24 protein-coding genes and 1 tRNA gene are annotated in these 22,430 nt (G+C 43.3%); 17 read left to right on the forward strand and 8 right to left on the reverse strand.

Annotated elements, in window-relative coordinates:
• Positions 1-11: 11 nt before the first annotated feature.
• Complete coding sequence (rpl12p, locus tag QW087_04425) at positions 12-329, forward strand: 50S ribosomal protein P1 (protein ID MEM2943965.1); 318 nt, start codon at positions 12-14, stop codon at positions 327-329.
• Positions 330-401: 72 nt separating this feature from the next.
• On the opposite strand, the gene QW087_04430 is transcribed toward rpl12p, so the two are convergent.
• Complete coding sequence (locus QW087_04430) at positions 402-743, reverse strand: hypothetical protein (GenBank protein MEM2943966.1); 342 nt, start codon at positions 741-743, stop codon at positions 402-404.
• Between the two features lie 257 nt (positions 744-1,000).
• Here QW087_04430 and QW087_04435 point away from each other — a divergent pair, with 257 nt between their 5' ends.
• The 4 genes from QW087_04435 to QW087_04450 all read left to right on the forward strand — a co-directional run bounded on the left by QW087_04435 (position 1,001) and on the right by QW087_04450 (position 5,384).
• The gene (locus QW087_04435) at positions 1,001-1,954 is read left to right on the forward strand and encodes an NGG1p interacting factor NIF3 (GenBank protein ID MEM2943967.1); all 954 of its coding nucleotides are present in this window, start codon (positions 1,001-1,003) and stop codon (positions 1,952-1,954) included.
• Entirely contained in the window at positions 1,951-3,120 is a 1,170-nt protein-coding gene (locus QW087_04440) for an AAA family ATPase (protein ID MEM2943968.1), read from the forward strand. The genes QW087_04435 and QW087_04440 overlap by 4 nt, the downstream gene beginning before the upstream one ends.
• A 150-nt stretch (positions 3,121-3,270) precedes the next feature.
• The gene (locus QW087_04445; GenBank protein ID MEM2943969.1) at positions 3,271-4,317 is read left to right on the forward strand and encodes a M42 family metallopeptidase; all 1,047 of its coding nucleotides are present in this window, start codon (positions 3,271-3,273) and stop codon (positions 4,315-4,317) included.
• Positions 4,314-5,384, forward strand: coding sequence for a M20/M25/M40 family metallo-hydrolase (locus QW087_04450; GenBank protein MEM2943970.1), 1,071 nt, complete (start codon positions 4,314-4,316; stop codon positions 5,382-5,384). Before QW087_04445 ends, QW087_04450 begins: the two co-directional genes overlap by 4 nt.
• Here the strand turns inward: QW087_04450 and asnS are convergent.
• Positions 5,375-6,673: an asparagine--tRNA ligase gene (gene asnS / locus QW087_04455; GenBank protein MEM2943971.1), complete on the reverse strand. Its 1,299-nt coding sequence runs from the start codon at positions 6,671-6,673 to the stop codon at positions 5,375-5,377. The genes QW087_04450 and asnS overlap by 10 nt on opposite strands.
• A gap of 97 nt (positions 6,674-6,770) precedes the next feature.
• Here asnS and QW087_04460 point away from each other — a divergent pair, with 97 nt between their 5' ends.
• From QW087_04460 to QW087_04485, 6 genes are all read left to right on the forward strand, one after another.
• Entirely contained in the window at positions 6,771-7,280 is a 510-nt protein-coding gene (locus QW087_04460; protein ID MEM2943972.1) for a GNAT family N-acetyltransferase, read from the forward strand.
• 307 nt (positions 7,281-7,587) lie between these two features.
• Positions 7,588-7,755 (forward strand): hypothetical protein, encoded by a 168-nt coding sequence (locus QW087_04465; protein ID MEM2943973.1) that lies wholly within the window; start codon positions 7,588-7,590, stop codon positions 7,753-7,755.
• A 79-nt stretch (positions 7,756-7,834) separates the two neighbouring features.
• Positions 7,835-8,212 carry an Lrp/AsnC ligand binding domain-containing protein gene (locus QW087_04470; GenBank protein ID MEM2943974.1) on the forward strand — a complete coding sequence of 126 codons (378 nt, stop codon included), beginning with the start codon at positions 7,835-7,837 and terminating at the stop codon, positions 8,210-8,212.
• Positions 8,213-8,246: 34 nt separating this feature from the next.
• Positions 8,247-8,501, forward strand: a complete 255-nt coding sequence (locus QW087_04475) for a UPF0147 family protein (protein ID MEM2943975.1) — start codon at positions 8,247-8,249, stop codon at positions 8,499-8,501.
• A gap of 83 nt (positions 8,502-8,584) precedes the next feature.
• Positions 8,585-8,656, forward strand: a tRNA-Gly gene (locus tag QW087_04480).
• A 387-nt stretch (positions 8,657-9,043) separates the two neighbouring features.
• Positions 9,044-9,601: a hypothetical protein gene (locus QW087_04485; protein ID MEM2943976.1), complete on the forward strand. Its 558-nt coding sequence runs from the start codon at positions 9,044-9,046 to the stop codon at positions 9,599-9,601.
• Between the two features lie 146 nt (positions 9,602-9,747).
• Here the strand turns inward: QW087_04485 and QW087_04490 are convergent, their stop codons facing one another.
• Both QW087_04490 and QW087_04495 read right to left on the reverse strand, forming a co-directional pair.
• The gene (locus QW087_04490) at positions 9,748-10,152 is read right to left on the reverse strand and encodes a PH domain-containing protein (protein ID MEM2943977.1); all 405 of its coding nucleotides are present in this window, start codon (positions 10,150-10,152) and stop codon (positions 9,748-9,750) included.
• A 330-nt stretch (positions 10,153-10,482) separates the two neighbouring features.
• Complete coding sequence (locus QW087_04495) at positions 10,483-12,174, reverse strand: cation:proton antiporter (GenBank protein ID MEM2943978.1); 1,692 nt, start codon at positions 12,172-12,174, stop codon at positions 10,483-10,485.
• Between the two features lie 392 nt (positions 12,175-12,566).
• On the opposite strand from QW087_04495, the gene QW087_04500 reads away from it, so the two are divergent.
• Together QW087_04500 and rtcA are read left to right on the forward strand one after the other, a co-directional pair.
• Positions 12,567-15,326 (forward strand): cation-translocating P-type ATPase, encoded by a 2,760-nt coding sequence (locus tag QW087_04500; GenBank protein ID MEM2943979.1) that lies wholly within the window; start codon positions 12,567-12,569, stop codon positions 15,324-15,326.
• On the forward strand, positions 15,323-16,351 hold the full coding sequence (rtcA, locus tag QW087_04505) for an RNA 3'-terminal phosphate cyclase (protein ID MEM2943980.1): 1,029 nt from the start codon (positions 15,323-15,325) through the stop codon (positions 16,349-16,351). Before QW087_04500 ends, rtcA begins: the two co-directional genes overlap by 4 nt.
• Here rtcA and QW087_04510 read toward each other — a convergent pair.
• A complete protein-coding gene (locus tag QW087_04510) occupies positions 16,338-17,120 on the reverse strand; it encodes a PAC2 family protein (protein MEM2943981.1) in 783 nt (260 codons plus the stop codon). The two genes, rtcA and QW087_04510, sit on opposite strands and share 14 nt — an antisense overlap.
• A 145-nt stretch (positions 17,121-17,265) precedes the next feature.
• Here QW087_04510 and QW087_04515 point away from each other — a divergent pair, with 145 nt between their 5' ends.
• Positions 17,266-17,913, forward strand: a complete 648-nt coding sequence (locus QW087_04515) for a 2,5-diamino-6-(ribosylamino)-4(3H)-pyrimidinone 5'-phosphate reductase (GenBank protein MEM2943982.1) — start codon at positions 17,266-17,268, stop codon at positions 17,911-17,913.
• Positions 17,894-18,376, forward strand: a complete 483-nt coding sequence (locus QW087_04520) for a Mut7-C RNAse domain-containing protein (GenBank protein MEM2943983.1) — start codon at positions 17,894-17,896, stop codon at positions 18,374-18,376. The genes QW087_04515 and QW087_04520 overlap by 20 nt, the downstream gene beginning before the upstream one ends.
• A 58-nt stretch (positions 18,377-18,434) precedes the next feature.
• On the opposite strand, the gene QW087_04525 is transcribed toward QW087_04520, so the two are convergent.
• A complete protein-coding gene (locus tag QW087_04525; GenBank protein ID MEM2943984.1) occupies positions 18,435-19,370 on the reverse strand; it encodes a hypothetical protein in 936 nt (311 codons plus the stop codon).
• A gap of 332 nt (positions 19,371-19,702) precedes the next feature.
• Here QW087_04525 and QW087_04530 point away from each other — a divergent pair, with 332 nt between their 5' ends.
• Together QW087_04530 and QW087_04535 are read left to right on the forward strand one after the other, a co-directional pair.
• On the forward strand, positions 19,703-20,986 hold the full coding sequence (locus QW087_04530) for a hypothetical protein (protein MEM2943985.1): 1,284 nt from the start codon (positions 19,703-19,705) through the stop codon (positions 20,984-20,986).
• Between the two features lie 112 nt (positions 20,987-21,098).
• On the forward strand, positions 21,099-21,578 hold the full coding sequence (locus tag QW087_04535; protein MEM2943986.1) for a DUF131 domain-containing protein: 480 nt from the start codon (positions 21,099-21,101) through the stop codon (positions 21,576-21,578).
• On the opposite strand, the gene QW087_04540 is transcribed toward QW087_04535, so the two are convergent.
• On the reverse strand, positions 21,552-21,782 hold the full coding sequence (locus tag QW087_04540; protein ID MEM2943987.1) for a hypothetical protein: 231 nt from the start codon (positions 21,780-21,782) through the stop codon (positions 21,552-21,554). The two genes, QW087_04535 and QW087_04540, sit on opposite strands and share 27 nt — an antisense overlap.
• Entirely contained in the window at positions 21,779-22,354 is a 576-nt protein-coding gene (locus QW087_04545; GenBank protein MEM2943988.1) for a GMP synthase subunit A, read from the reverse strand. The genes QW087_04540 and QW087_04545 overlap by 4 nt, the downstream gene beginning before the upstream one ends.
• Positions 22,355-22,430 lie beyond the last annotated feature (76 nt).

Here is a 22,430-nt window from a genome sequence, read left to right on the forward strand (position 1 = left end):
GAGGTAGAAAAATGGAATACATCTATAGTGCGATGGTTCTCCACGCCGCTGGAAAGCCGATCACAGAGGAGTCGATAGCGAACATCCTCAAGAGTGCTGGCATTGAACCTGACGCCGCGAGGATAAAGGCATTGACCGCTTCCCTTGAGGGGATCAACATCGACGAGGCTATAGCCTCAGCGATGGTATCAACCGCTGCACCTGCGGCTCCGCAAGCTGCACCGGCTGCTGGAGAGCCGAAGAAGGAAGAGAAGAAGGAAGAAAAGAAGAAAGAGGAAACAGTCAGCGAAGAAGAGGCTGCAGCTGGTCTTAGTGCCCTCTTTGGATGAGCGGATAGCGACTGCAGTTTCCATCTCTTCTTAATCCATTTCTTCTCGATTCTCATATCTAGCTTGTCTGCTTCAGATGTGGTCGACAACACGTGAGACTTCGCGCTCGAGAAGCGAGGCAAGATCCTTTTCTAATTTTTCTTTGATGTCCCTTGGAACTAGCGTAATCCCTAGTTCAGCACCGCATTTCGCTAGCTTCACTAAAGCGTAGGCTTCCTTCACCTTAGCAGCTACAAATTCTCCGATCGCCTCTTTGATCTCTTTCTTCAATTCGGGATTCTCATCGATTTTCTGTCGGACATAACGCTTGATCTCATCTCGAACGAGATCTTTCATCGCTTCCAGCAAAATATCTTCACTGTGAAGAATTCCTAACTGGCTTTTTAGAATTGATTCGATAGTTTCTGCTGACATGCAAATAAAACATAGATGATTCATTGATAGATAAACTTACTTTTCCAAATCAGAAAACAAAAAGGATCTAGATAATCAAACTACCTTATTCATTAGTCTCTTTAGATTCTAATCCGCTTCAAATTTGAAGTAGAGCGCTTGAAAATTATCTTGGCAGCGAAATTAACTGTACAATTTTATATTTGTAGAAATCTCGGATTGAATAGCTATGCAACGATTAAATAAATGCACGTCGAGATTACCAAGAAGTGAATCCTATGAAACTCATTGAAATTTATAAGGCGGCAGTACAAATTGGTATTGATGCAGATCCCCGAACAAAGGAGGAAATCGGGGCTGATCTAAGAAGGGTGGAAGAAAATTACAAAAAAATGGAAGAGAAAGAAAGAAAATGGTTCGACGCGGACCGTCTTTGGAATCCTTATGCAGACACACGGATACTTGCTGGTGATCCAGAAACGGAGATCAAAAACATCATGTGGGGTATTGACATCACACCAGCAGAAGTCCTGCTTGTGGATCGGCTCAGAGAGCGCGGGAGGCGCATTGATCTTATCATTGGGCACCACCCAAGAGGGAGGGCAATGGCGAATTTCTTCGACGTCATGCACTTGCAAGAGATTATGCTAAACAGACTTGGAGTGCCGATTACTGTGGCCGAAGATATATTGGCACCCAGGATAAAGGAGGTGCAAAGGGGTGTTCATCCACAAAATTTCAACCAGACGGTCGATGCTTGCAATCTTCTTGGCATTCCATTTATGTGCATACATTCTCCGACGGACAACCTCGTACAGAAATATCTCCAGGGCATCTTTGATGAGAAGAAGCCGGAGCGGATCAGAGACCTTTTGGATATCCTTTGTGCAATCCCAGAATTCGAATTTGCAGCACGTAATAACGCTGGACCCGAAATTTTTGTCGGAGAGAAGAGCAGGAGAGCAGGAAAGATCGCAGTGAAGATGACGGGTGGAACCTCTGGCCCCAAGGAAATGTATGAACAGCTTGTTCAGGCAGGCGTGGGAACAGTGGTATGCATGCATGCACCAGAAAATCACATTGATGAAGCAAAGAAGTACCACATCAATCTCGTGATCTCGGGTCACATGGCATCGGATTCCTTGGGAATGAATATGCTTGCCGACAAACTTGAAGAGAAAGGATTATCGATTATTCCGTTCTCAGGTTATATTAGGGTGAAAAGAAATTGAATTACCGTGACGTGCACAGCCAGAGATCAAAGATTTTCAAAGACATCGCTAAGCTCTCATTCGATTATATACCAGAAAAATTAGTGCACAGAGAGATTCAAATGCAAAAGCTCTGGATGCTTTTCAGACCTTTGCTTGAAAAAGGCGTTTCTCAAACGGCTTTGCTGATCGGAAGCGTCGGAACTGGCAAGACAGCTGCATCGAAACGCTTTTGCCTAGACTTTGCAAAGGCTTCCAATGAGGCTGGGCGGGCCCTCGATTTCATCATAGTGAATTGTCGTCAGCGAAATACCGAAGCTAGCGTGATGCTCCGTCTTGTATCACACTTTGACGAAGGTTACCCTGATCGTGGAATATCCATAGCGGAAATGATATCCGCTTTGAAAAAGCATTTAGAGAAGCGGAAACTTCATTTCATTGTAGTACTTGATGAGGTTGACGTACTCCTCAGACGAGGGGCAGCTGATCTGGTCTATCAGTTGTCGCGATTCGATGAAGAAAAATTAGGAAGCCGGGCTTCTCTCTCACTTATCCTTATTTCCCAGAAGCCAATAATCGAACTCCTTGATACATCTTCGCTTTCAACGCTCCGAAGGACAAATGTTATCAACTTTAATAAGTACACAAGGGATGAATTGAGGGATATAATCGCAGATAGGGTTTCGCTCGCATTCTTTCCTGGCACTATAAGGGAAGATGCAGTTGATCTGATAGCAGACATTGCTTCTGATTGGGGGGACGCACGATTTGCAATCGAACTGTTGGAACGATCTGGTATGATTGCTGAGGAAGAGGGCGAAGATTTGGTCACACCGGAACATGTACGAGCGGCAAAGGCCTTCACATACAGCGTTGTAACAGAGTCAAAAATTGAGGAACTCGACAGGCAAAAGAAAATCGTGCTCTTGGGAATTTGTAGAGCACTCAAAGATCGCGCTTATGTGACCACAGGAGAAGCAGAGAAGGCTTATGCAATTGCCGCTGAAGAATATGGGGAGAGGCCAAGAAGCCACACGCAATTCTGGTCCTATATACAAGAGTTGTCAAATGAAGGCATTCTTACAACAAAGGTATCCACAGATACAACGGGAGGAAGAACCACTTTTATTTCTCTACCAGACATTCCTGCAAGGGTACTGAGGCAAAAAATTGAAGAAATGCTTTAGAAGATTTTTCATAAGCCGTTTGTGGTTTTGGCGTTCATTGTTTTCATACGTTGCTTATCCTTTTTCCTGAACCACGAAGACCTTCAAATCGGGGAATTAATCAAGGTGAAACGGTATTCACCCTAATTGAGAAGAGGGGGATAGTCCTCCATGCTGGAAGAGCTGGTTGAGTTGTTGAGGGTGCCGGGTGTTTCTGGATTTGAATCAAGGATAAGAGAGAGTATAAGAAGTAAGGTTGATTCGATCTGCGATACTCGAGTTGATGGGATGGGCAACTTGTATGCAACAATTGGAAGTGGGAATAACCACCTGCTTCTTGTTGCGCATATGGATGAAGTTGGAATGGTCGTATCGAAGATTGAAGAGAACGGCTTTTTGCGTTTCAGAAAGGTCGGCGGAATCGATGATCGCACGCTTCTTGGTCGAGTCGTCACCGTTTATACAAGGTGTGGGGAGCTCAAAGGCGTCATTGGCGTGCTTCCACCGCATCTCATGAAAGATCCGGCATCAGAAATGAAAGAAGTACCATCTGCTGATGACATGGTCATCGATGTGGGTTGCCAATCAAAAAAGGAGGCTGAAGAGGCGTGTATTTCTATAATGGATCCGATCATCTTTGACAAGAATATAATCCAAATGCGAAACGAAGTTTTGTGCGCACGTAGCCTTGACGATAGAGTCGGCTGCCTAGCCCTCATAGAGGTGCTCCGTAAAATCGAAAGAGTCGATAAACTCAAGATGACATTTGTCTGGAGTGTTCAGGAGGAGGTCGGATTAAGAGGCGCCCGAGTAGCCGCGTTAAAAGAGAGACCGGATTTTGTGATCGCGGTTGATACCTGTTCTGCAACTGACTTTCCGTGTGCACCTGAGCATCTTGAGAAAATTGCACTTGGCTCTGGACCGGTGGTGAGGTATATGGATAATAAATCAATTGCATCGCCAGCATTTGTCGATTTCGTTAGAAACCTCGCTGAACGCGAGAATATACCAATACAGATAGGAATCAGCGGAGGCAGTACGGATGGAGCGGTTGCACAGGAATTTGGATCGGTAATGGTTCCTCTATGCGTTCCGGTGCGATATACCCACTCCCCTGTCGAATGTGTTCATCTTATGGATGTAAAGAACCTCGTAATCCTGCTTGAAAAGATCATCAAATCATTTGAAGAAGGAATGCCAACAGGAGGCTTGATATGAAAGATAGAATACTTCCACTTCTTCTCGATCTACTATCTATCAAAAGTGATTTCCAATCAGACAAGATGCTTATTGTGGACTTCGTAAGGAAAACGCTCAAAGATAAAGGATTCGAAACCTCAGTTTGCGGGGACCGGTCGAATCCATGTCTCATTGCATCCTGGGGAAGTGGCGGGATCGCGTTTTCTGGTCACCTTGACACAGTACCTGTTGGAAGCGGCTGGTCGAGAAGTCAAGGAGAAATTGTCGGGGGCAAAGTATATGGAAGAGGTACTACAGACATGAAGGGTGCTGCAGCCGCGATGATATGTGCCGCTGAAACTCTCAAGGAATTAAACGTCCCTAGTACCATTCTCTTCACAACGGATGAAGAGGAGAAGATGCTCGGTGCGATAGAGTTGAGCAAACATAAGTTGGTGACGTCGGCACCGGCGATCATTATTTGTGAGCCGACAGATCTCAACGTGGCTTGTAGAGAGAAGGGCGTTTTTCGATTCAAGTTGATTACAAAAGGTAAAGCCGCACATTCGAGCCAATGCTGGCTTGGGGAGAATGCGATCTTCAAAATGCATATGCTCCTTTCGAGGTTGTTGGATCTTGCGGAAACGCCGAATGGGCCAACTAGTAATATGACAGTATGTTTCACGACCATTAGAGGTGGTACTAAAGACAATGTTGTCCCAGATAGATGCGAGACAGAGATTGACATACGCTTTCCTTCGCCTTCAACTCTAGCGGGCGTTGAAAGGCTTATTAGAGATCGCTTGAAAGGGCTGGACCATGAAGTTGAAGTGATTTATGGGCTCGAGCCTTTTGAATCGGATACGAATTCATCCGTCGCACGATTCCTCACGAGTTATCTCAACTCGAGAATAGTAGATGTTCCGTATGCCACAGAAGCGCCTCGATATCTTCCGTCGAATCGATCGATATTCATATGCGGTCCAGGAAGCCCGTCACTTGCTCACGTTGCGGATGAATACGTTGAAATCCGGGCTCTGGAGAAAATGTACTCAGCCCTGGTTGAATTAGGCCGGAAAATCACCTCGCGAGATGATTATGGATAGACACGCGTAGGTGTCCTGGGAAAAGGAATAACATCTCTGATATGCTCGATGCCACAAATCCACCGCACTAGCCTCTCCACCCCCATTCCAAAGCCTGAATGGGGGACGCTTCCGTATCGCCTTAGATCTAAATACCATTCGTAATTCTCTCTTGGTATGCACATGGCATCGAGTCTTTCTATCAGCTTGTTTACATCAGTCTCCCTTTCACTTCCACCGATAATTTCTCCGTAACCCTGCGGGGCGATAAGATCGGAGCATTTGTAAGTCCTCGGATCATCTGGATCTTCTTTCATGTAAAATGCCTTACACTCTTTCGGATAATTCGTGATAAATACTGGGACGAGCTCGTCTTCAGTTACCGCACGCTCCTCGGGTGCACCGAGATCGCAGCCATAGGAAATCTCGAACCCTTTTGATCGCAACAGATCAATAACTTTCTCATATCTGATTTTCTTAAAAGGCGGACAAACTGCCTTTAATTGTTCGATATTCCTGTTGAGCAATTTCAATTCCTCAGTGCGTTCAGAAAGCACCTTTTCAACGATTGCCGTGACAAGTTCTTCCTGAATATTCATATTACCCTCGTTCTCTACCCAAGCTTCCTCGAGTTCCAAATGCCAGTACTCAGTAAGATGCCTTGGTGTCCTTGATTTTTCTGCGCGAAATGACGGAGTCAAAGACCATACCCGCTCAAGCGCAAATATGAGTGCTTCAAGGTACATCTGAGCGCTTTGACTCAAATATGCCTGCTTTCCAAAATAATCTAGTTTGAATAGAGTTACTCCGCCTTCACAGGCATTTGTTGTGAAAATTGGCGGCGTTACCTCTACAAAGTCATTCTCTTTTAACCATTCTCTTGCGCCTTCAAGTGCCGTGGCCTTAATTTTCATAATGGCATTCTGCTCTCTGGAACGAATCCAAAGATGCCGCTTGTCAAGTAGCAATTCTTCACTCTGGTATTCCGTGATGGGAAAGGGATCCGCGAGCCCAATCAACTTGAATTCATGAGCTCTGATTTCAAATCCGCCCGGAGCCCTCTTATCTTCTGCCAATGTTCCTAACACAATTACAGAAGATTCGATCGAGGCCGAAGATGCTGCGTTAAAAGCATCATCAGAAACTACGCCTTTCTTTGCGGTGACCTGGATGATGCCTGTAGCGTCCCGGATAACAGTGAATATTATCGAGCCGCTCGAGCGTGTTCTATAAATCCATCCCCTTATGCATACTTTTTTGTTTACTTCAGGATTTGAAAATATCTTCGATATCGGAACTGGCTCGCACATCCATTGCTTACGAAGAACATTCAAGTATCTCTTTATTTCGGTCCGTGAATTTGCTATACAATTGATCGGGCAAAGACTACTTGAGTGGGGACTTGACATGTCCAAGAATGAAATACGACGCAGGGAACCTATTAATGATTTGAACAACGGACTTCATATTAAAGTAAAAGAGGCATCAGTTGCAAACATCAATGAAATAGAATCTATTGAAAAATTATGTTTTAGCCCCGAGGAGCGGTTCGATCGGTCTCTCCTCGAAGCGATCCTCAGGAATCGCAATTTTATCACTTTTATTGCGGAAGTGGAAGGCTCCGTCGCGGGTTATGCCACGATGCACTTTTCTAGAGTATCTATCGATTCAATGATTGTGTCTATAGCAGTCTTCCCTCGTTTCAGGAGAAAAGGCGTTGGTACGGCATTAATGCGCGCATTAGAGAAAAAGTCGGTCAAAATGGGTTCGACTAGAATCGTCCTCCAGGTTAATACAAGGAATGCTGGTGCATTGTATTTTTACGAAAAACTTGGATTCTATCAAAAATGCATATTAAGAGACTATTATGGACCTGGTATAGATGCATTTCTTATGGAAAAACATGTCAAATGCTGAGCATGAACAATCTAAACGGGATGACATTAGGTAAATGAAATGACTGATCACAGTTTCAGGAGGACCGCTTGATAGAATAGATTGGTGTCACCACCAACGTGGAAAAGTTGATGATCATTCCATATCCTTTTTTGTCTCAGGTTAATTCGTGAAGGAGTATCAATTGGTCACTGAAAATGATCGTATTGAAGAATGAAACTTCATTTAATATCGACACGTCAATTCATTGCAAAAATTATTATATACCAAACCATACATGTGGCGCACGTTGAGATTCTCTAGGATGTTGGCTGGAGGTGGATGAAGAATGGAAGAGACCCTCTGTAATGTCGAATTTCTTAAGAGCAATACGACCTATGTTGCAAGAGTTCAAAGCGATATTGGCGGTCTGAGAGAATATAGGAGTTCAAGCCTGGAAGAAGTACTCGAACAAGTGATAATAGACCTTCAGGAAGAATTCGAAACCACGGGCTAGGGTCTTCTTTCCTCTGCGTCGCGTCGGGTCAAGAGGCAACAAAATCTGTCACAAAAGTTTACGGGCGGTCTCCGAATAGATGAGTGGAGGTGTTTTATTGCAGGACAAAGGGAAGCCGGATTATGATAGCGTTATGTCGAGCTACTACGGTGATGACCAGGTAACATCATTAATCAATCTAAAAATCGATACAAAAGAAGCGGATGCGATAGCAGAGTGTTTATCCGAATATGAAGTGGTCGAGGATGTATTTCTCGTTACTGGGGATGCGGATATCATTGCAAAAGTGAAATTTCAAAATTACAATCAGCTCAAACGCTTTCTCGTAGAGAAGATTGCCAACATCCGTGGAATAAAAGAAATAAAGACGATGATGGTCGTAATGACTTTCAAAGAAAGGGGCGAGATGAAGACCGAACAACAAAACGGTTCGGACTCTGAGTCCCCAAAAGAATGATCTCAGCGAATATCAGGGTGAAGGAGGTGTTTGGATGGATCAAAATGCAAAGCTCAAACAAATCATTGAAATTCTTGATCAGTTGGCTGAAGATACTTCTGTTCCGAGGAATATTAGAAGGGGAGCAACGCAGGCGAAAGAGCGTCTTCTTCAGCAGAATGAAGCACTCGATGTAAGAGCGGCGAGTGCTATTTTCATTCTTGATGAACTTGCGAATGATCCTAACATTCCCCTCCATGGCAGAACTCTGATTTGGAACATAATTAGCCAGTTGGAAACCGTAAGCTAACTATTCTGAAGGTCTTCATGTGGAAAATATCAGCTTAGAGCCACGGGTAAAAGAAATATTGGTCAAATGCAATCAGTCTATAAGCGGCTGTAGTCTAGTGGTTAGGACTGGAGCTTCCCAAGCTTCAAACCCGGGTTCGAATCCCGGCAGCCGCACTTATTTCTCATCAACAGCTATTTCATAAATACTCGACATGATTTCTTTTGATTGATCGATATCTAGATTGAAGATTAAGCGCAGTCAAATAAGCTCGAATCTCAATGAAAAAACTGTTGCAACAAGAATGAATTTCCTAATCAAAACGAAGCTCATCAATTCTGAAGATAAGTTCTCTAAAAGAATTGCCAATTTGAATTTGTTTTTTAATATATATTGTTTACGATGTTTATAATTCCTTTAATTTTGAAAATTTGAATTACTAGCCAGCAAGGCTGCAAATGCACAAATTTTTCGGGTTTTATCGGAAAAGTCTATATATTTCCTTTCAGATTACAAATTACACACACCTTAATGTGGGGGACTGTGTGAAAGGAGGAAACTGAATGGCCTTCAACATGCTAGTGCCCATAACCTGCGTCATGTGGTTCTGTGGCATCTCCTGTTTTGTAGGCGGTTGGTTGTGCCTTGGGAGATGCGACGGAAAGGGCGGAGGTTTTGTTGTAGCGCTAGGCGGTATCGCGGCGACGCTGACAGCATTCATCAGCCTGGCTGTATATGCCCCATCGAACTCAATAATCGATCCGGATGTCTTCGTCAACGTACCAACAACAGCTGCATTATACATCATATGCCCAATTATCTATGGGTTGGTACTGACATCCTTTGGATTCCACGCATTTAACGGATGGGACGGAAGAAGCCAAGGTTGGCTTGCCCTATACATGGGCTTGACTGCGCTCTTCTTCCAGTGGTACTTCTGGGGCAGCTGGTTCTGGCAGGCAATGAACTTCACATGGGTCGTCGCCTTGTTTGCAACCGCAGCCGCGAACCTAACAAAGTGGCCCGTACTTAAATTCCTAGGCGCATGGTTGGTTGTAGCTTGTGGTCTGTTCTCACTGCTGTACGCCAGCCTGGCACTGGGAATGGGTTGGGTCTGGTAAAACCTTAACATCAACCTTTTTCCTTTTTTTTATACATTTTTTATAATTTCTTTATGAGTAATAGCGGAGAACTTAGGTCAATGCTTTACACAATCCAAAAAATCTATGCATCAGTTGAGTTGCATCGGTTAAATATCAATTCTTGTTTACTTGTTTAATTTCGCTCGTTCGCGGATAACTCTCACCATTTCTTCAGCCTCTGATTTAGGATTTATCCAGAATATTGTTCTCTTGACATTGTTCGACTCAAGATCAATACATCCGCTGAAATATGGTGTTTCACACAATCCAATCGATGTGATTTGATCATAAGGATATTCTTCAATCTTGAACTCCTCAAATAATCGAGGAATAAACAGTAATACCCTCCTATCGGTAGCCACCATCAAGCCGACTGGGGATTTCTGCATTTTACCAGGCCTTATATCTTTTATTCTGCAATTTTCTACAATGTACAGAATTTCTTCGCCAGGTTTTATCACTTCCCTGATCAACCACTCCTGATCCCTTGCAAACATGAATTTGAGCCATTTTGAAATCGAGCCTGCCAAATTTAATCCTCCTCGTTTTAATATTATTATCTTAACAGTTCTCTACATTTATTAATCTTGTCCGCCACAATTTCAATGGATTTTCGATAACCCGTCAGGAGTTACGAAATAGGATCGCGATGAGGAGGCGCTCTTGAAAGTGGCGAGATTCGAGATAAATATCGCAACACACTTCGGCGTGTAAAATGACCCTTATTCGTCTCTGTTATGAAGGGTAACTTTGCAGTTCAGGGTGTGATGATAATGGCATAATTCCAATCAATGTTCATACGCCATTTCAATATGCTAATCTACTAACCGTAGTGTGGTTTTAAGTTTTCTAATGCCAACTCACCTATTTGGATATGGATAGATCATCGGCTTTGTCATAATTTTTCCGTAAGTGTTCTTCATTCTGATGAGGACCCAGATGAAATATATAAGAAGAGCCATGGGAGAAAGAGCCCAGTAGTAAGTAAAAAAGAATGCGGTACACATCATCGTCACGAAACCGCCTGAAACAAAAGACGATACGAAATTCGCGATCAATATGCTGTCTCTTGTTGATGCATTGAGATTAGAATAATTTGCGTTTCTTACTATGCTACGAACCTCTGATGAGATCACAACATGGAGGGTTGCTGTACATGCTAAGCCGATGAGGAAGGCAATAATATGTTCAAGACCCCTTGTCACAATGATCGCGCAAAGTGCTATAAAATTCGATACCAGTATAATCATGGCTATTTTCGTCTTTCTCCGGATTGGAAATGCTCTCGGAATTATGAGTTTCGAAAGGGTGCGAGATATTAGCGCACCACTGTGTTTTGCGAAATCCGGAATAATCTTTGAGATCTTATCAGCGAGTTTTAATGAGTTTTTCATAAGTAAAGGCGTTATTGCACTCGTTATGAAGCATAATGCCCCAGCAAAGGGGTAGAGAATTGCCCCCTTGGTTGCGCCAAATGCCTTACTTCCAACACTTGCAAACATTACTGATTCTGCATCCCTACCGCAAAGGGCAGTTCCTATCGATACGGAGGCTTTCGAAGAGAAGCCGAGTAAATATGCGATCGTTGCCGTCAAAAAGAGATCGTTAATGATTACTAATGCCACAGCTAGAATAACCATCCACCATATATCAGTGAAAAGCGCTGGATTGATTAACATTCCAAACGATACAAAGAATATTGCCACAAAGGCATCTCTGAACGGGACTATTTTCTCATGAAATCGTTCAGAGACTTTCGTTTCTGCGAAAACCATCCCAATGAAAAATGCACCTATGATCGCAGGGACACCAAGCAGCTCTGCAAATGCTGCCGCTAGGAATACAATTCCTAAAGCAAATAAAACGAAGAGTTCATCGCTCTTAATTTTTCTGAGGTGGTTGAGTGTTCTGGGAATGACAATAATTGCAAGGAAGACAAAGAACACATAAAAGGCAATGATACCGAACGCAAGAGAGGTAAGATTCAGCGAGCCAGATCCATCTTTTATCATCAATCCGGCTATAATCGTCAGCAGAATCATTGAAAGAAAGCTTTCCATTACGGAAATCCCTATGAGGTATTCTGTTTCCGGATTTGCCAATCGCTTCAACTCGATTATTGACTTCATTGCCACCGCACTGCTGCTCATCGAAATTATACCCGCAAGAAATATAGTATCGATAATTGGCCAACCTAGAGCTGTGCCAAGCACAATCCCAACAAACATGTTGATTCCCAAATTAAACATCGCAATAATTGCAGCAGCAGATTTGGTACGTTTCACCCTGCTGAATGAAAATTCAAGACCTATGAAAAACATAAGCAATATGAGACCAAGATGAGAAAGAAAATCGATTATTGTAGTATCATTGATTATGCCAGTATAAACAACTGGACCGATTTGAATGTGTATGTGTGGTCCGATAAGAATGCCTACAAGTATATAACCCAGTATGACGCTTTGCCTCAACCTGGATGCAATTGCGGCACCGATGAATGCGATTAACATTATGGCGCCGATCTCAAGCATCATATTATCAGGGGTCAGCATAATTCCTCTGCGACATGGTGCAAGCCTTCGGGTTCCATTTTGGCTTTTCTTAAACCTGCAGAAGATTGAACAAGGCGAAGTTGATTGGCTAATTGATTCGCATGAATAAACTGACTGTCGCTCTTTTGAAGTAAGCGCGTCAAGAGTGCATCCCTCCGACGCTATATTGGATAGGCTGATATTAATAAATTTCCAGCTTATCTTCTAACAGTAAAGCGATACATAGGAAATTTATAAAAGAGAAAAAACCACAGTAGAAGCTACACTGAGGTATAAAAAGGCCTTATCTCAGATACAAGCCCAGATTTTCAGAATGAATCACTTTATCTAGGATTTGAAGTTCCATCCATTAGATCGGTATATTTTTGGGCTAAGAGATGTTCCCCTTATTGATGGCTTTGACTTGGCATTCCCTCAAAAGAGAAGATGTGGTCTCCGCCCTTGATACCGATGCTGAAAAGGGTCTCAGTGAAGAGGAGGCAAGGGCGCGATTGGAAAAATATGGCTTTAATGAGATTGTAAGGAGTGACGCTCTTTCCCCACTTAAGATCTTTGCCAGTCAGTTCAAAAACCTCATGGTCATCATTTTAGTAATTGCAGCGGTGGTTTCTGCGACAATCGGAGCCCTAAAAGGTTCCTCGGAAGAATGGCTTGATGCTACAGTAATAATGGTTATCGTCATTTTAAATGCAATTCTCGGCTTTGTTCAAGAATATAAAGCAGAAAGAACTCTTGAAGCACTGAAAAAATTGGCATCTCCTGATGCCACTGTCATTAGAAACGGAAAGGAAAAGGATATTCCTTCAAGTCACTTGGTTCCTGGCGATATCATAATTCTGAAAACGGGAGACAAAATTCCTGCTGATGGGAGGTTACTAGAATCGATTAACCTGAAGGTAAACGAGGCTTCCCTGACAGGGGAGTCCATGCCGGCCTCAAAAGATGCTGGTATCGTTTTGGATGAAGATACGTACATAAGCGACAGAGAAAACATGGTATTTTCTGGCTCAACTATCGAATACGGAAGGGGTATCGCAGTTGTGACATCTACGGGTATGAACACAGAACTAGGAAAAATTGCACACATGATACAAGAAGAGGAATCGGAAACTCCCCTTCAAAAGAAACTTGCGAATTTGGGAAAGCAACTAGGCTTTATGGTTCTTGGTGTTTCTATTTTTATCTTCATCGTTGGCCTCATTAGAAACGTCGCAGTTGAAGAAATGTTTCTTACCGCAGTGAGTCTCGCGGTTGCAGCTATTCCTGAGGGGCTACCAGCCGTCGTTACTATCAGCCTCGCACTTGGATTGCAACGGATGGCTAGCAGAAATGCTCTCATTAGAAAATTACCAGCAGTAGAAAGTCTAGGTAGTGCGACAGTGATCTGTACAGACAAGACAGGGACTCTTACAAAAGGGGAAATGAGCGTTCGTGAGATATGGATTGGCGATACGATTCAGGTCACTGGAGAAGGATTCACGCCCGAAGGTGAATTTACAAAAAATGGAGAAAAAATAAGCCCCCAAGAGGTTGAAAATCTAAAGTGGCTTATCACAGCTGGAGCATTATGCAACGACGCGTCTCTAGTTTTTGAAGAAAATAGATGGTCGATAAGGGGCGACACAACTGAAGGTGCTTTACTTGTGATGGCAAAAAAGGCAGGTATAGATTTATCTAAGCTAAATGAAGAGTTTCCGAGGATTTACGAATTGCCTTTTGACTCCGTGAAGAAAAGAATGATAACGGTTCACGAGAGACAGAATCGAATCTTTGCCTTTTTGAAGGGGGCTACGGAATCTACGCTCGCGATTTGCAGCAAAAGATACGTCGACGGTACAATTGTGGATTTATCAGACGAGGAAAAGAAAAAGATAATGGACAAGAATAATGAAATGGCCTCTCGGGCACTTCGCGTTCTTGCAATTGCGATGAAGGAAATAGAGGATTTTGAAAGGGATGATACCCAAATTGAACGTGGGTTCATCTTTCTCGGACTTGTTGGAATGAGTGACGCCCCAAGGAAAGAAGCCATTGAAGCTGTGAAGAAGGCCAAAAATGCTGGCATTAGAGTTATAATGATAACGGGAGATCATGAACTCACGGCAAAATCAATAGCCGTGGAAATGGGAATTGCCGATACGCTGGATCCAAAGGTCATCTCAGGAAGTGAGCTCGAGAAACTGAGTGTAGAGGAGCTGTCCAAAAGAGTAAAAGAAGTGTCAATTTTCGCAAGGGTCGCACCAGAACACAAGGTAAAAATTGTCGAGGCACTAAAAAGGAACGGTGAAATCGTCGCGATGACTGGCGATGGAGTCAATGATGCACCCGCACTCAAGAAGGCTGATATCGGAGTTGCCATGGGAATAACTGGTACCGACGTCTCGAAGGAAGCTTCTGAGATGGTTCTGACCGATGATAACTTCGCCTCAATTGTTCATGCCGTTGAAGAGGGAAGGGGAATCTATGATAACATCAAAAGATTTGTTGAATATTTGCTTTCTTGCAACGCAGGCGAAGTGGCAGCCATGTTCATTGCGACACTTGCCCTCGCCGATCCGGCATTCCTGCCCTTCCTCTTGCCAATCCAGATCCTGTGGATGAATCTCGTTACAGACGGACTACCAGCACTAAGTCTCGGCGTGGAGCCGATTGCAGATGATGTTATGGAAAGACTGCCTCGCGATCCCCGGGAAAAGCCGATCACTAGGCATATGGCGTATAGAATTGTGACCGTGGGCATCATAATGGCCATCAGCACGAATTTTGCATTTTTCCTCGAGTACTATGATACTGGCGATATCGTTCATGCGAGAACAGTTGCTTTCTGCACCATAGTTTTCTCGCAATTATTCTACGCATTTTCAGCAAGATCTGAAAGAAAAACAATAAAGGAATTAGGCATCCGTTCAAATCCAAAAGTCCTATACGCATTCATAATTTCTGCACTTCTGCAGCTTGCTGTAATTTACATATATCCATTGAACTCTGCGTTTAAGACTGTTCCCATAGGAATAGATGAATGGGTAATAGTCTTGATATTTGGCTCAATTGCGACTATAGCCATGGAATCCTGGAAGATAATCACAAGAATAAGAGAAAAAAATACCCGATTGTCTAGTCAAATTGAGCTGCAGCAGATGGTGGGCGAATGATTGAGATAGATGGATCTTACGGCGAGGGGGGGGGACAGTTACTGCGGATGGCAGTTGCACTCTCTGCTCTCACCAAAAAAGAAGTTAGAGTTTTCAATATAAGGGCAGGAAGACCTAATCCAGGTCTAGCACCACAGCATCTAGCTGCTGTTAAAGGTGTCGCAACAATTTCGAATGCAGAGATCGGTGGCGCTTTGGCAGGTTCGAAAGAATTGATCTTTCATCCTGGAACTATCCGAGGCGGTCGATACAAAATAGACGTAGGAACTGCAGGGAGCATAACGCTCGTGATGCAAGCATGCCTTTTGCCGTCTTCCCTCGCTGAGGCGGAAACAGTGCTCGAGATCTCTGGAGGTACAAATGTCAAATGGTCGCCATCGATCGATTACTACAAACTCGTCTTTCTTCCACTTCTTGAGAAAATTGGAATAAAGGCAAAATTGAGCATAGTGTCGAGAGGCTTTTACCCAGAGGGTGGTGGGAGAGTCGTCGTTGAAGTAACGCCAACAAGTAAGTTCAAACCCCTTCATTTGGATGATCGCGGAACCTTATCCGAAATCTCAGGTATCTGCTTTTCACAGAATCTTCCAGAGCACATTTCACGGCGCATGGCTCTCTCGGCAAAGAAAGCGTTAATTGATATATCTGATGCTAAAATATTAACGGAGTCCTCGACTGGCATATCCACTGGTGCGGGCATTTGCATAGCAGCGAACTTTGAGAATACAGTTCTTGGATCTGATACACTTGGAGAAAGAGGAGTCCCAGCAGAAGCCGTTGGCTTAGAGGCGGCAAGGAATCTAAAAGAAGAAATTAATGGTATGGGAACGCTCGATATCCATGCCGCAGACCAAATATTGGCTTATCTAGCACTTTCTGAGGATCGTTCGCAGTTCTTCGTAAAGAATATTACAAAACATCTCGAGACACAGATTTGGCTGATTGAGAAATTTACTGGCGCAAGATTTCAACTGCAAAAAACACAGAACAGATGGAAAGTTACTGTCGTCCCTAACCGTACATAATCGATCTCATTCTGGATAGTTCTTCCTTTTTACCAGCTCTCTTATACATTTCCTTCAGTTTCTCCTCGATCGCCACGGCCTCATCGAGCAACGGCCTTACATCGATTTCTGTATGAAGGAGGATTTTGTCGATTGCGGCCGTAACCGCTGCTGCTGCTCTTGCATCTGGATAATCAGCGCGGGCTTCGGAAAGAAGAAGCAACACGTCCAGATCCCGGTAGACGCCTTCATTCAACAATGTGGCCGCAAGACCAACTATAACTCCATTCTCGAAAAGTTGAATTCCGTTGCTTTTTAGTATTTCATTTGCTCTAGCGGTGGATCCTATACCCCATACTCGACTAAGGGCATCGCTCCCAGATTTTGAATCAGCCACGTTTTCGCTTTCATCAGAACCTGTCTGCACTATCAGACCTTCTGGCGAAATCACCATACCGCATTTATGATCTTCGAACCAATCCATCATCGTCGTTGCCAAAGATCTAATAAGATTAACAGGTGGCTGGAATTCAGATACGAAGATAGCAACTTTATCTTCACCGCTTTCACCGCCATAGATCCTTACAGGACCAAAGGGTGTACCATCTTTAACCCAGGATATCGCTGGGAAAAACTCCGAGTCAATCACGCCGATAAGCTCTAGTGGCAGTGTCTTAATGAGATAGTTTGCAGCAATCGAGCCCACTAGTCCGACGCTTGGAAAGCCGTCTATCACGTAAGCGCCTCTCAAATCCATTTCCTTGAGCTCAACGACTCTAATTTCATCCATTGATGTTAAAATTCAAATCAAGATACTTAATAATTGGGAATTCTCGTGCTTGATGCGCATGTAGCACAACAAATCAACAAGTCTTGAGCCATTTCAGGAAAGGGGAGCGGAAATATTATCAGGCATTTAGATCATGAATCGCCTGATGAGACCTTTCGTTATTGTGAACTGCGCAATGACAGCTGATGGCAAGATCGCAGGAAGAGAAAGAAGGCAGGTAAGAATTTCCTCTGAGGAAGACCTAGAAAGAGTTAGAAAATTGAGGGCATCGTGCGATGCGATTCTCGTAGGCGTCGGAACCGTCCTTGCAGACGACCCTCATCTTACTGTAAAAGGCACACCGAAGGGGGGCAATCCTCTGCGAGTCGTTCTCGATTCAAGAGGGCGAACTCCAGAGAATGCGAGAGTTCTCAATGGCTGTGCACCCACACTCATCGTAACAACGGAGTTTTGCCAGAAAACTTGGAAAAATGCTGAGGTGGTCAGATTTGGCAAGGAGAGGGTGGATATAAGACGGCTTCTTTCATATCTCTATAACAAAGGAGTCCGATTACTTCTTGTAGAGGGGGGCGGCGAGACTATATGGTCATTTTTTAAAGGAGGGTTTGTCGATAGATATTTTGTATTTGTTGGCGATATTATTCTAGGTGGCCGGGAGGCACCAACCCCGGTGGACGGAGAGGGGTTTTTATCTCATGAGGCAATCCATTTAAACCTCATTTCGTTTGAACGCTTAGGAAACGGCGTACTCCTAGAGTACGAGGTTGTATATGATGGAAAGAAACAAAGTTAGGTTTGCAACTGATGAAATGCTGGGTTCTCTATCGAGGTGGTTGCGCATATTAGGCTATGACACAGAATACCTCAAGGGCATGAAAGACGAAGAAATTGAAGCATTTGTATTATCGGAGGAGAGGGTATTACTCACCAGAGATAAAGACTTAGCAAGAAGACTAAGAAGAAGAGCTCTGTGCATCAAAAGCGATGAAATTCGCGATCAATTGCAGCAAGTCATTATTGAATTTGATTTGAAAATCAACGGTGAGTTCACTAGATGCACACTATGCAACGGAGAATTGCGTGAGGTTCCAATAGTAGAAGTCGAAAAAGAAGTTCCGCAAGGAGTGATATTGAATACGACAGAATTCTATCGCTGCAACCGGTGTGGCAAGATCTACTGGAAGGGGTCACACTGGAACAACATTATGAAGCAACTTAACATCCTGAATTCTTCTGCGAAAGTAAATAACCGATAAAATAATTCAAACTGAGGGAAATGAACAATTCCTATTTCGATTGTTCAAGATTCCTGACCTATATCATGTAATAATCTTCCGAAATGATTTTTCCGTTTCCCGCATTCAATATCATGACGCCGTGTATTCCCTCGACACACCAAATGGGAATGTAGAAAATACCCATATCTTTGATCAAAACATCTTCTGGACTTGGCGATACCGTTTTCTTTTCAACTATAGTGATTTGGCCGGTGTCCCTGATGATCTCTTGCTCATGAGTATGGATCTTGATGACTTCGCTCTTGACGAGATTCCTTGCTTCATCTGCATCAAAGGTGGGTTCCAATCTCTTGAATACATGGTCAAGGGACAATACAATATCGACGTTTTCATTCCATGACTCCACCTTTCCGGTCAACGCATTGACCGCTAAACAACCACGCTCAGCACCCACTTTGATCTTGTCCAAAAAAAGGTCGCATGAATATTGATATACAAAATATGGCACTAATTCCAGTCTATACCTAAAACCACCAACAGTTTGTCTAGATATCTCCTTTACGTCTTCGATGCTTATAACTGGTTTGATGATTCTTTCACTTAATTCTGAGCCATGCATTTCCTCAAGAATTTCTGGAGCTACAATCTGTGGATAATCATCCGCGATTAATTCATCGATGAGCCCGTGATCGTGTTCCCCCAGAAGCTTCTCGATGCGCGTGCGTCCAATCTCTTTAGCAATGGCTTCTCTGTCCCAAATGATTACTGACGGGTCTATGGCTTGGACCGTCACCTCCGAGATTGGGTTAAGTGACGCAATGACTTTCTTTCCCTTAAATCCACTTAGATCGCTGGCGAATTTACGAATCCTTTTTTCATCTTCCTTTCCATCTAGCAGCAAGAAAGCAATTTCGATAGGGCCTTTTTTGCCAATGATCCTATCTACTTCCTCAATTATTTGAAACTCCCTTGAACTCAATATTTCTTTAACCACACTGCTCAGGGAGGTCAATTTAGCACCAGATCCACAATGAAGTTCACAAAATAAAAACATTATCACAGAAAAAGGTCGGAATACCATATAGACCCGCAGATGGTGAAGCAATGGGGTTCTTGATATATCGTATGTCCTCTGCGAAGAATGCAAGGCTAGAATTTGAGAAGGGAGAAACGTTGCAGCTAATACTGTATGAAATGCCATATGCATTGGCTCGACGTGAATATTTAGAAAATTTGCATTATCTCGACTTTAACGCTTGCTACCAAGTACATATGAAGATTTTTCAGGAACCGAGTAAATTATAAGTACAACCTGTTAGCAAAAAAAGTAGAATTACAAGATCGATGAAGGTAGATCTCATGGAGGAACTGAGGAGGCGGTTAGAGATTTCAAGCGATGCGTTGTCAGAAATTAACAAATTTCTCATGGACCCCAATAATAAATTGGTTAATGCGATTCTTTCGATTATCAAAAAATATGGCACTCCAGAGGAAATAAATGAAAAGGCACGTCGAGCCAGAAGTCTAGAGTTTATGTTTAAGCGACTTGAGGCAATTAACTCGCCTTATTTAAAAGATCTAAAATGGTTGATGCAGGTCAGGGATGAAGGTAAATTCATTTCCATTCGAGAATTCAGGAAAAAGGTGATTGGTGAAAAGGCAGACATGGTATCATTCAACGAGAGATTCCCCGTAGTTCTCGAAATAAGTGCTCTCCAATATTTCCCATGGCTTATTGCTGAGGCGGAACAAGCAATAAGAAATCGAGAAATCATGCCGTCGAGATACATTCGGGTTCGTAAAATGAAGGAGCAGGAAGCTGATCAGGGTGACATTATAGCAACAGCAGCTGCGATGCAGATTATAGGTGCTTCTTACGTCGAAACTTTAGACACTAGAGGTACCGATGGTTCAAATATTCATCTCGGTGGTCCTGAAACCATAACTGGTTACTTTGGCGGGGTTGGACAGCCGAACGAACATGCGCTACAATACATCGATGAATTCCTTTACTATTACACGAATTATGGAATCAAACAGGTATTGAACGTCAACCCTGGTACCGTTTTGCTAGGATACATATTGCATAGACTCGGAATTGACATGGAATTCAAAATATCAGTTTTCATGGGAAATGACAACCCATATTCGGTCTTATGGACGCTCATGACGGCGAAGCTATTTTCAAGACCAGATGGTACAACTCCACTTGTTGGTTTCAACCTCAGCAACTCTGTCAATGTTGATACGTTGGAAAAGACCGCATACATTCGCCGGGAGCTCGGCCTTGAAAAAGCGGTAAGAATTGAACATCACATAACTGAAACTTGGAAAAGTATCGTGAGGCAACCATACAATCGCAGAGATGATCTTCTCGCAGTCGCCGACCATATTCCGAATATTGCTGCGAAACATGAGGGCGGGGAGATAGATGTAGAGAAAATGAGAGAGCACCCATCAGACATCCTCGACTACTTCAGGGATAAAAAAGAGGTCATAGAATCCGGTCATATGCCATTATTAGAAAGGAATTACCTCGACAAACACGATGCGGTGAACAAGACTGCAGAAGCACTTGTCAGAAAGGGGCTATCGTTTGTCGCTGCATGGAATCTCCACAGGTATTAGAATATTTTTGTTTTTTTGATAATCTGGGTTCGTTTTTTTTCAATCATAATCTGGAGATAATTCGTGTTCTCCCGTAGAAAGTTTAATTAACGATCAATTTTCTTGAAAAAGCGTGAAGCTACGAAGATTCCTGCAATTCATATCCATTTCAATGGTTATAATTGGTTTAGCACTGGTCTTGGCGGCCCTCTTAATTGGAGAGCTACACGTAGCGCTCTTCCTCATTTTCCCTATTATCTATGGTTCAGGAGCACTAGGTTCTGCTGCGATCATTATCATCTTTTTCGGATTTCTCATCCTAATCCTGGCATTTTTCATGAGTCCTTACGGATGTGAAGATCTATCAAAAAGGAATTTGTCAAAAACCTCTTGGATTTCTAGGGAAAAACACGACAAATTTGAAGACTTTTCCAATGACGATGACAAATGGAAAGAGGGTCTGGAAAAGAGAGCAATAAAAACTAAGGGGGCGGGAGTTGTACTAATCGGTCCAGTGCCAATCATTTTTGGATCTGAGCCGAGGATGGTCATTGTTGCGATGCTGCTCGCCATTGCTATGATCGTTTTAGTGATCATACTCGCCTTCATTTAGTCCCTTGGTCAATAAATTTCCAGCTTCGTAAAGCGACATTTTCTTCTTTCTTGCAATTTCCCGCAACTCCCCTATGATTCTGAGATAGTCATCAAATGAGCGTCCATTTCTGCGAAGTACCCGGCCAAGAGTTTTCTCGAATGGTTCGTCCTTCCGCACTCGTTCTAGCGCATCCTTTATTGCAGCGATGTCCTCACTGTTCATTTTTTCCATCCTTCAACGATTCTAAGAAAATTACGGAAAATTTCCATTCCATATTCGGTGTGTTCGACTTCTGGATGAAATTGGAGCCCGTATATAGGTTTCTTTTTCATTCTGATAGCTTCAACTGGACAATTATCTGAGTGGGCCAAAACTTCGAACGAATCTGGTACCGCCGTCACCTCATCGTTATGAGATTCCCAAACTGTAAAACGATTTGGGAGTCCTGTAAATAAATCGTCCGCATCGTCCACATAAATGATCGTCTTGCCAAATTCTGGAACTCTCGCAGGCTCAGTCCTACCGCCAAATTTCATGCACATATATTGCATGCCCGCGCAAATTCCCAGTATTGGAAAATCGGCCATCTCCAGATATTCACCATTACGGCCCATTCGATCAGCGTCGAGCGCAACGCGCGGCGCACCGCCAGAAAGAACGAGGGCATCTGCATTGCCCAGCTTTTCAAAAGGCGTCGTATTCGGAACAATAATTGAATCGACACCAAGATATCTGAGAACTCTCCACTCCCTATGCGTCCATTGTCCTCCATTGTCAATGACGTACACCTTCATCGACGTGTAAAACATATGCTTTGTATTTAAGGGATGTTTAGCCTCCTAATCAACATATGTGTACCGTATGCATTCA

It is taken from the genome of Methanomassiliicoccales archaeon, assembly GCA_038850735.1.
Lineage (GTDB): Archaea > Thermoplasmatota > Thermoplasmata > Methanomassiliicoccales > JACIVX01 > JACIVX01.

Bases quoted from the DNA above. Each gene is read 5' to 3' on its own strand.
- rpl12p (MEM2943965.1), top strand. From the start codon at position 12: ATGGAATACATCTATAGTGCGATGGTTCTCCACGCCGCTGGAAAGCCG.
- QW087_04430 (MEM2943966.1), bottom strand. From the start codon at position 743: ATGTCAGCAGAAACTATCGAATCAATTCTAAAAAGCCAGTTAGGAATT.
- QW087_04435 (MEM2943967.1), top strand. From the start codon at position 1,001: ATGAAACTCATTGAAATTTATAAGGCGGCAGTACAAATTGGTATTGAT.
- QW087_04445 (MEM2943969.1), top strand. From the start codon at position 3,271: ATGCTGGAAGAGCTGGTTGAGTTGTTGAGGGTGCCGGGTGTTTCTGGA.
- QW087_04450 (MEM2943970.1), top strand. From the start codon at position 4,314: ATGAAAGATAGAATACTTCCACTTCTTCTCGATCTACTATCTATCAAA.
- asnS (MEM2943971.1), bottom strand. From the start codon at position 6,673: ATGTGCGAGCCAGTTCCGATATCGAAGATATTTTCAAATCCTGAAGTA.
- QW087_04460 (MEM2943972.1), top strand. From the start codon at position 6,771: ATGTCCAAGAATGAAATACGACGCAGGGAACCTATTAATGATTTGAAC.
- QW087_04465 (MEM2943973.1), top strand. From the start codon at position 7,588: ATGGAAGAGACCCTCTGTAATGTCGAATTTCTTAAGAGCAATACGACC.
- QW087_04470 (MEM2943974.1), top strand. From the start codon at position 7,835: ATGAGTGGAGGTGTTTTATTGCAGGACAAAGGGAAGCCGGATTATGAT.
- QW087_04475 (MEM2943975.1), top strand. From the start codon at position 8,247: ATGGATCAAAATGCAAAGCTCAAACAAATCATTGAAATTCTTGATCAG.
- QW087_04485 (MEM2943976.1), top strand. From the start codon at position 9,044: ATGGCCTTCAACATGCTAGTGCCCATAACCTGCGTCATGTGGTTCTGT.
- QW087_04495 (MEM2943978.1), bottom strand. From the start codon at position 12,174: ATGCTGACCCCTGATAATATGATGCTTGAGATCGGCGCCATAATGTTA.
- QW087_04500 (MEM2943979.1), top strand. From the start codon at position 12,567: ATGGCTTTGACTTGGCATTCCCTCAAAAGAGAAGATGTGGTCTCCGCC.
- rtcA (MEM2943980.1), top strand. From the start codon at position 15,323: ATGATTGAGATAGATGGATCTTACGGCGAGGGGGGGGGACAGTTACTG.
- QW087_04510 (MEM2943981.1), bottom strand. From the start codon at position 17,120: ATGGATGAAATTAGAGTCGTTGAGCTCAAGGAAATGGATTTGAGAGGC.
- QW087_04515 (MEM2943982.1), top strand. From the start codon at position 17,266: ATGAGACCTTTCGTTATTGTGAACTGCGCAATGACAGCTGATGGCAAG.
- QW087_04520 (MEM2943983.1), top strand. From the start codon at position 17,894: ATGGAAAGAAACAAAGTTAGGTTTGCAACTGATGAAATGCTGGGTTCT.
- QW087_04530 (MEM2943985.1), top strand. From the start codon at position 19,703: ATGAAGGTAGATCTCATGGAGGAACTGAGGAGGCGGTTAGAGATTTCA.
- QW087_04540 (MEM2943987.1), bottom strand. From the start codon at position 21,782: ATGAACAGTGAGGACATCGCTGCAATAAAGGATGCGCTAGAACGAGTG.
- QW087_04545 (MEM2943988.1), bottom strand. From the start codon at position 22,354: ATGAAGGTGTACGTCATTGACAATGGAGGACAATGGACGCATAGGGAG.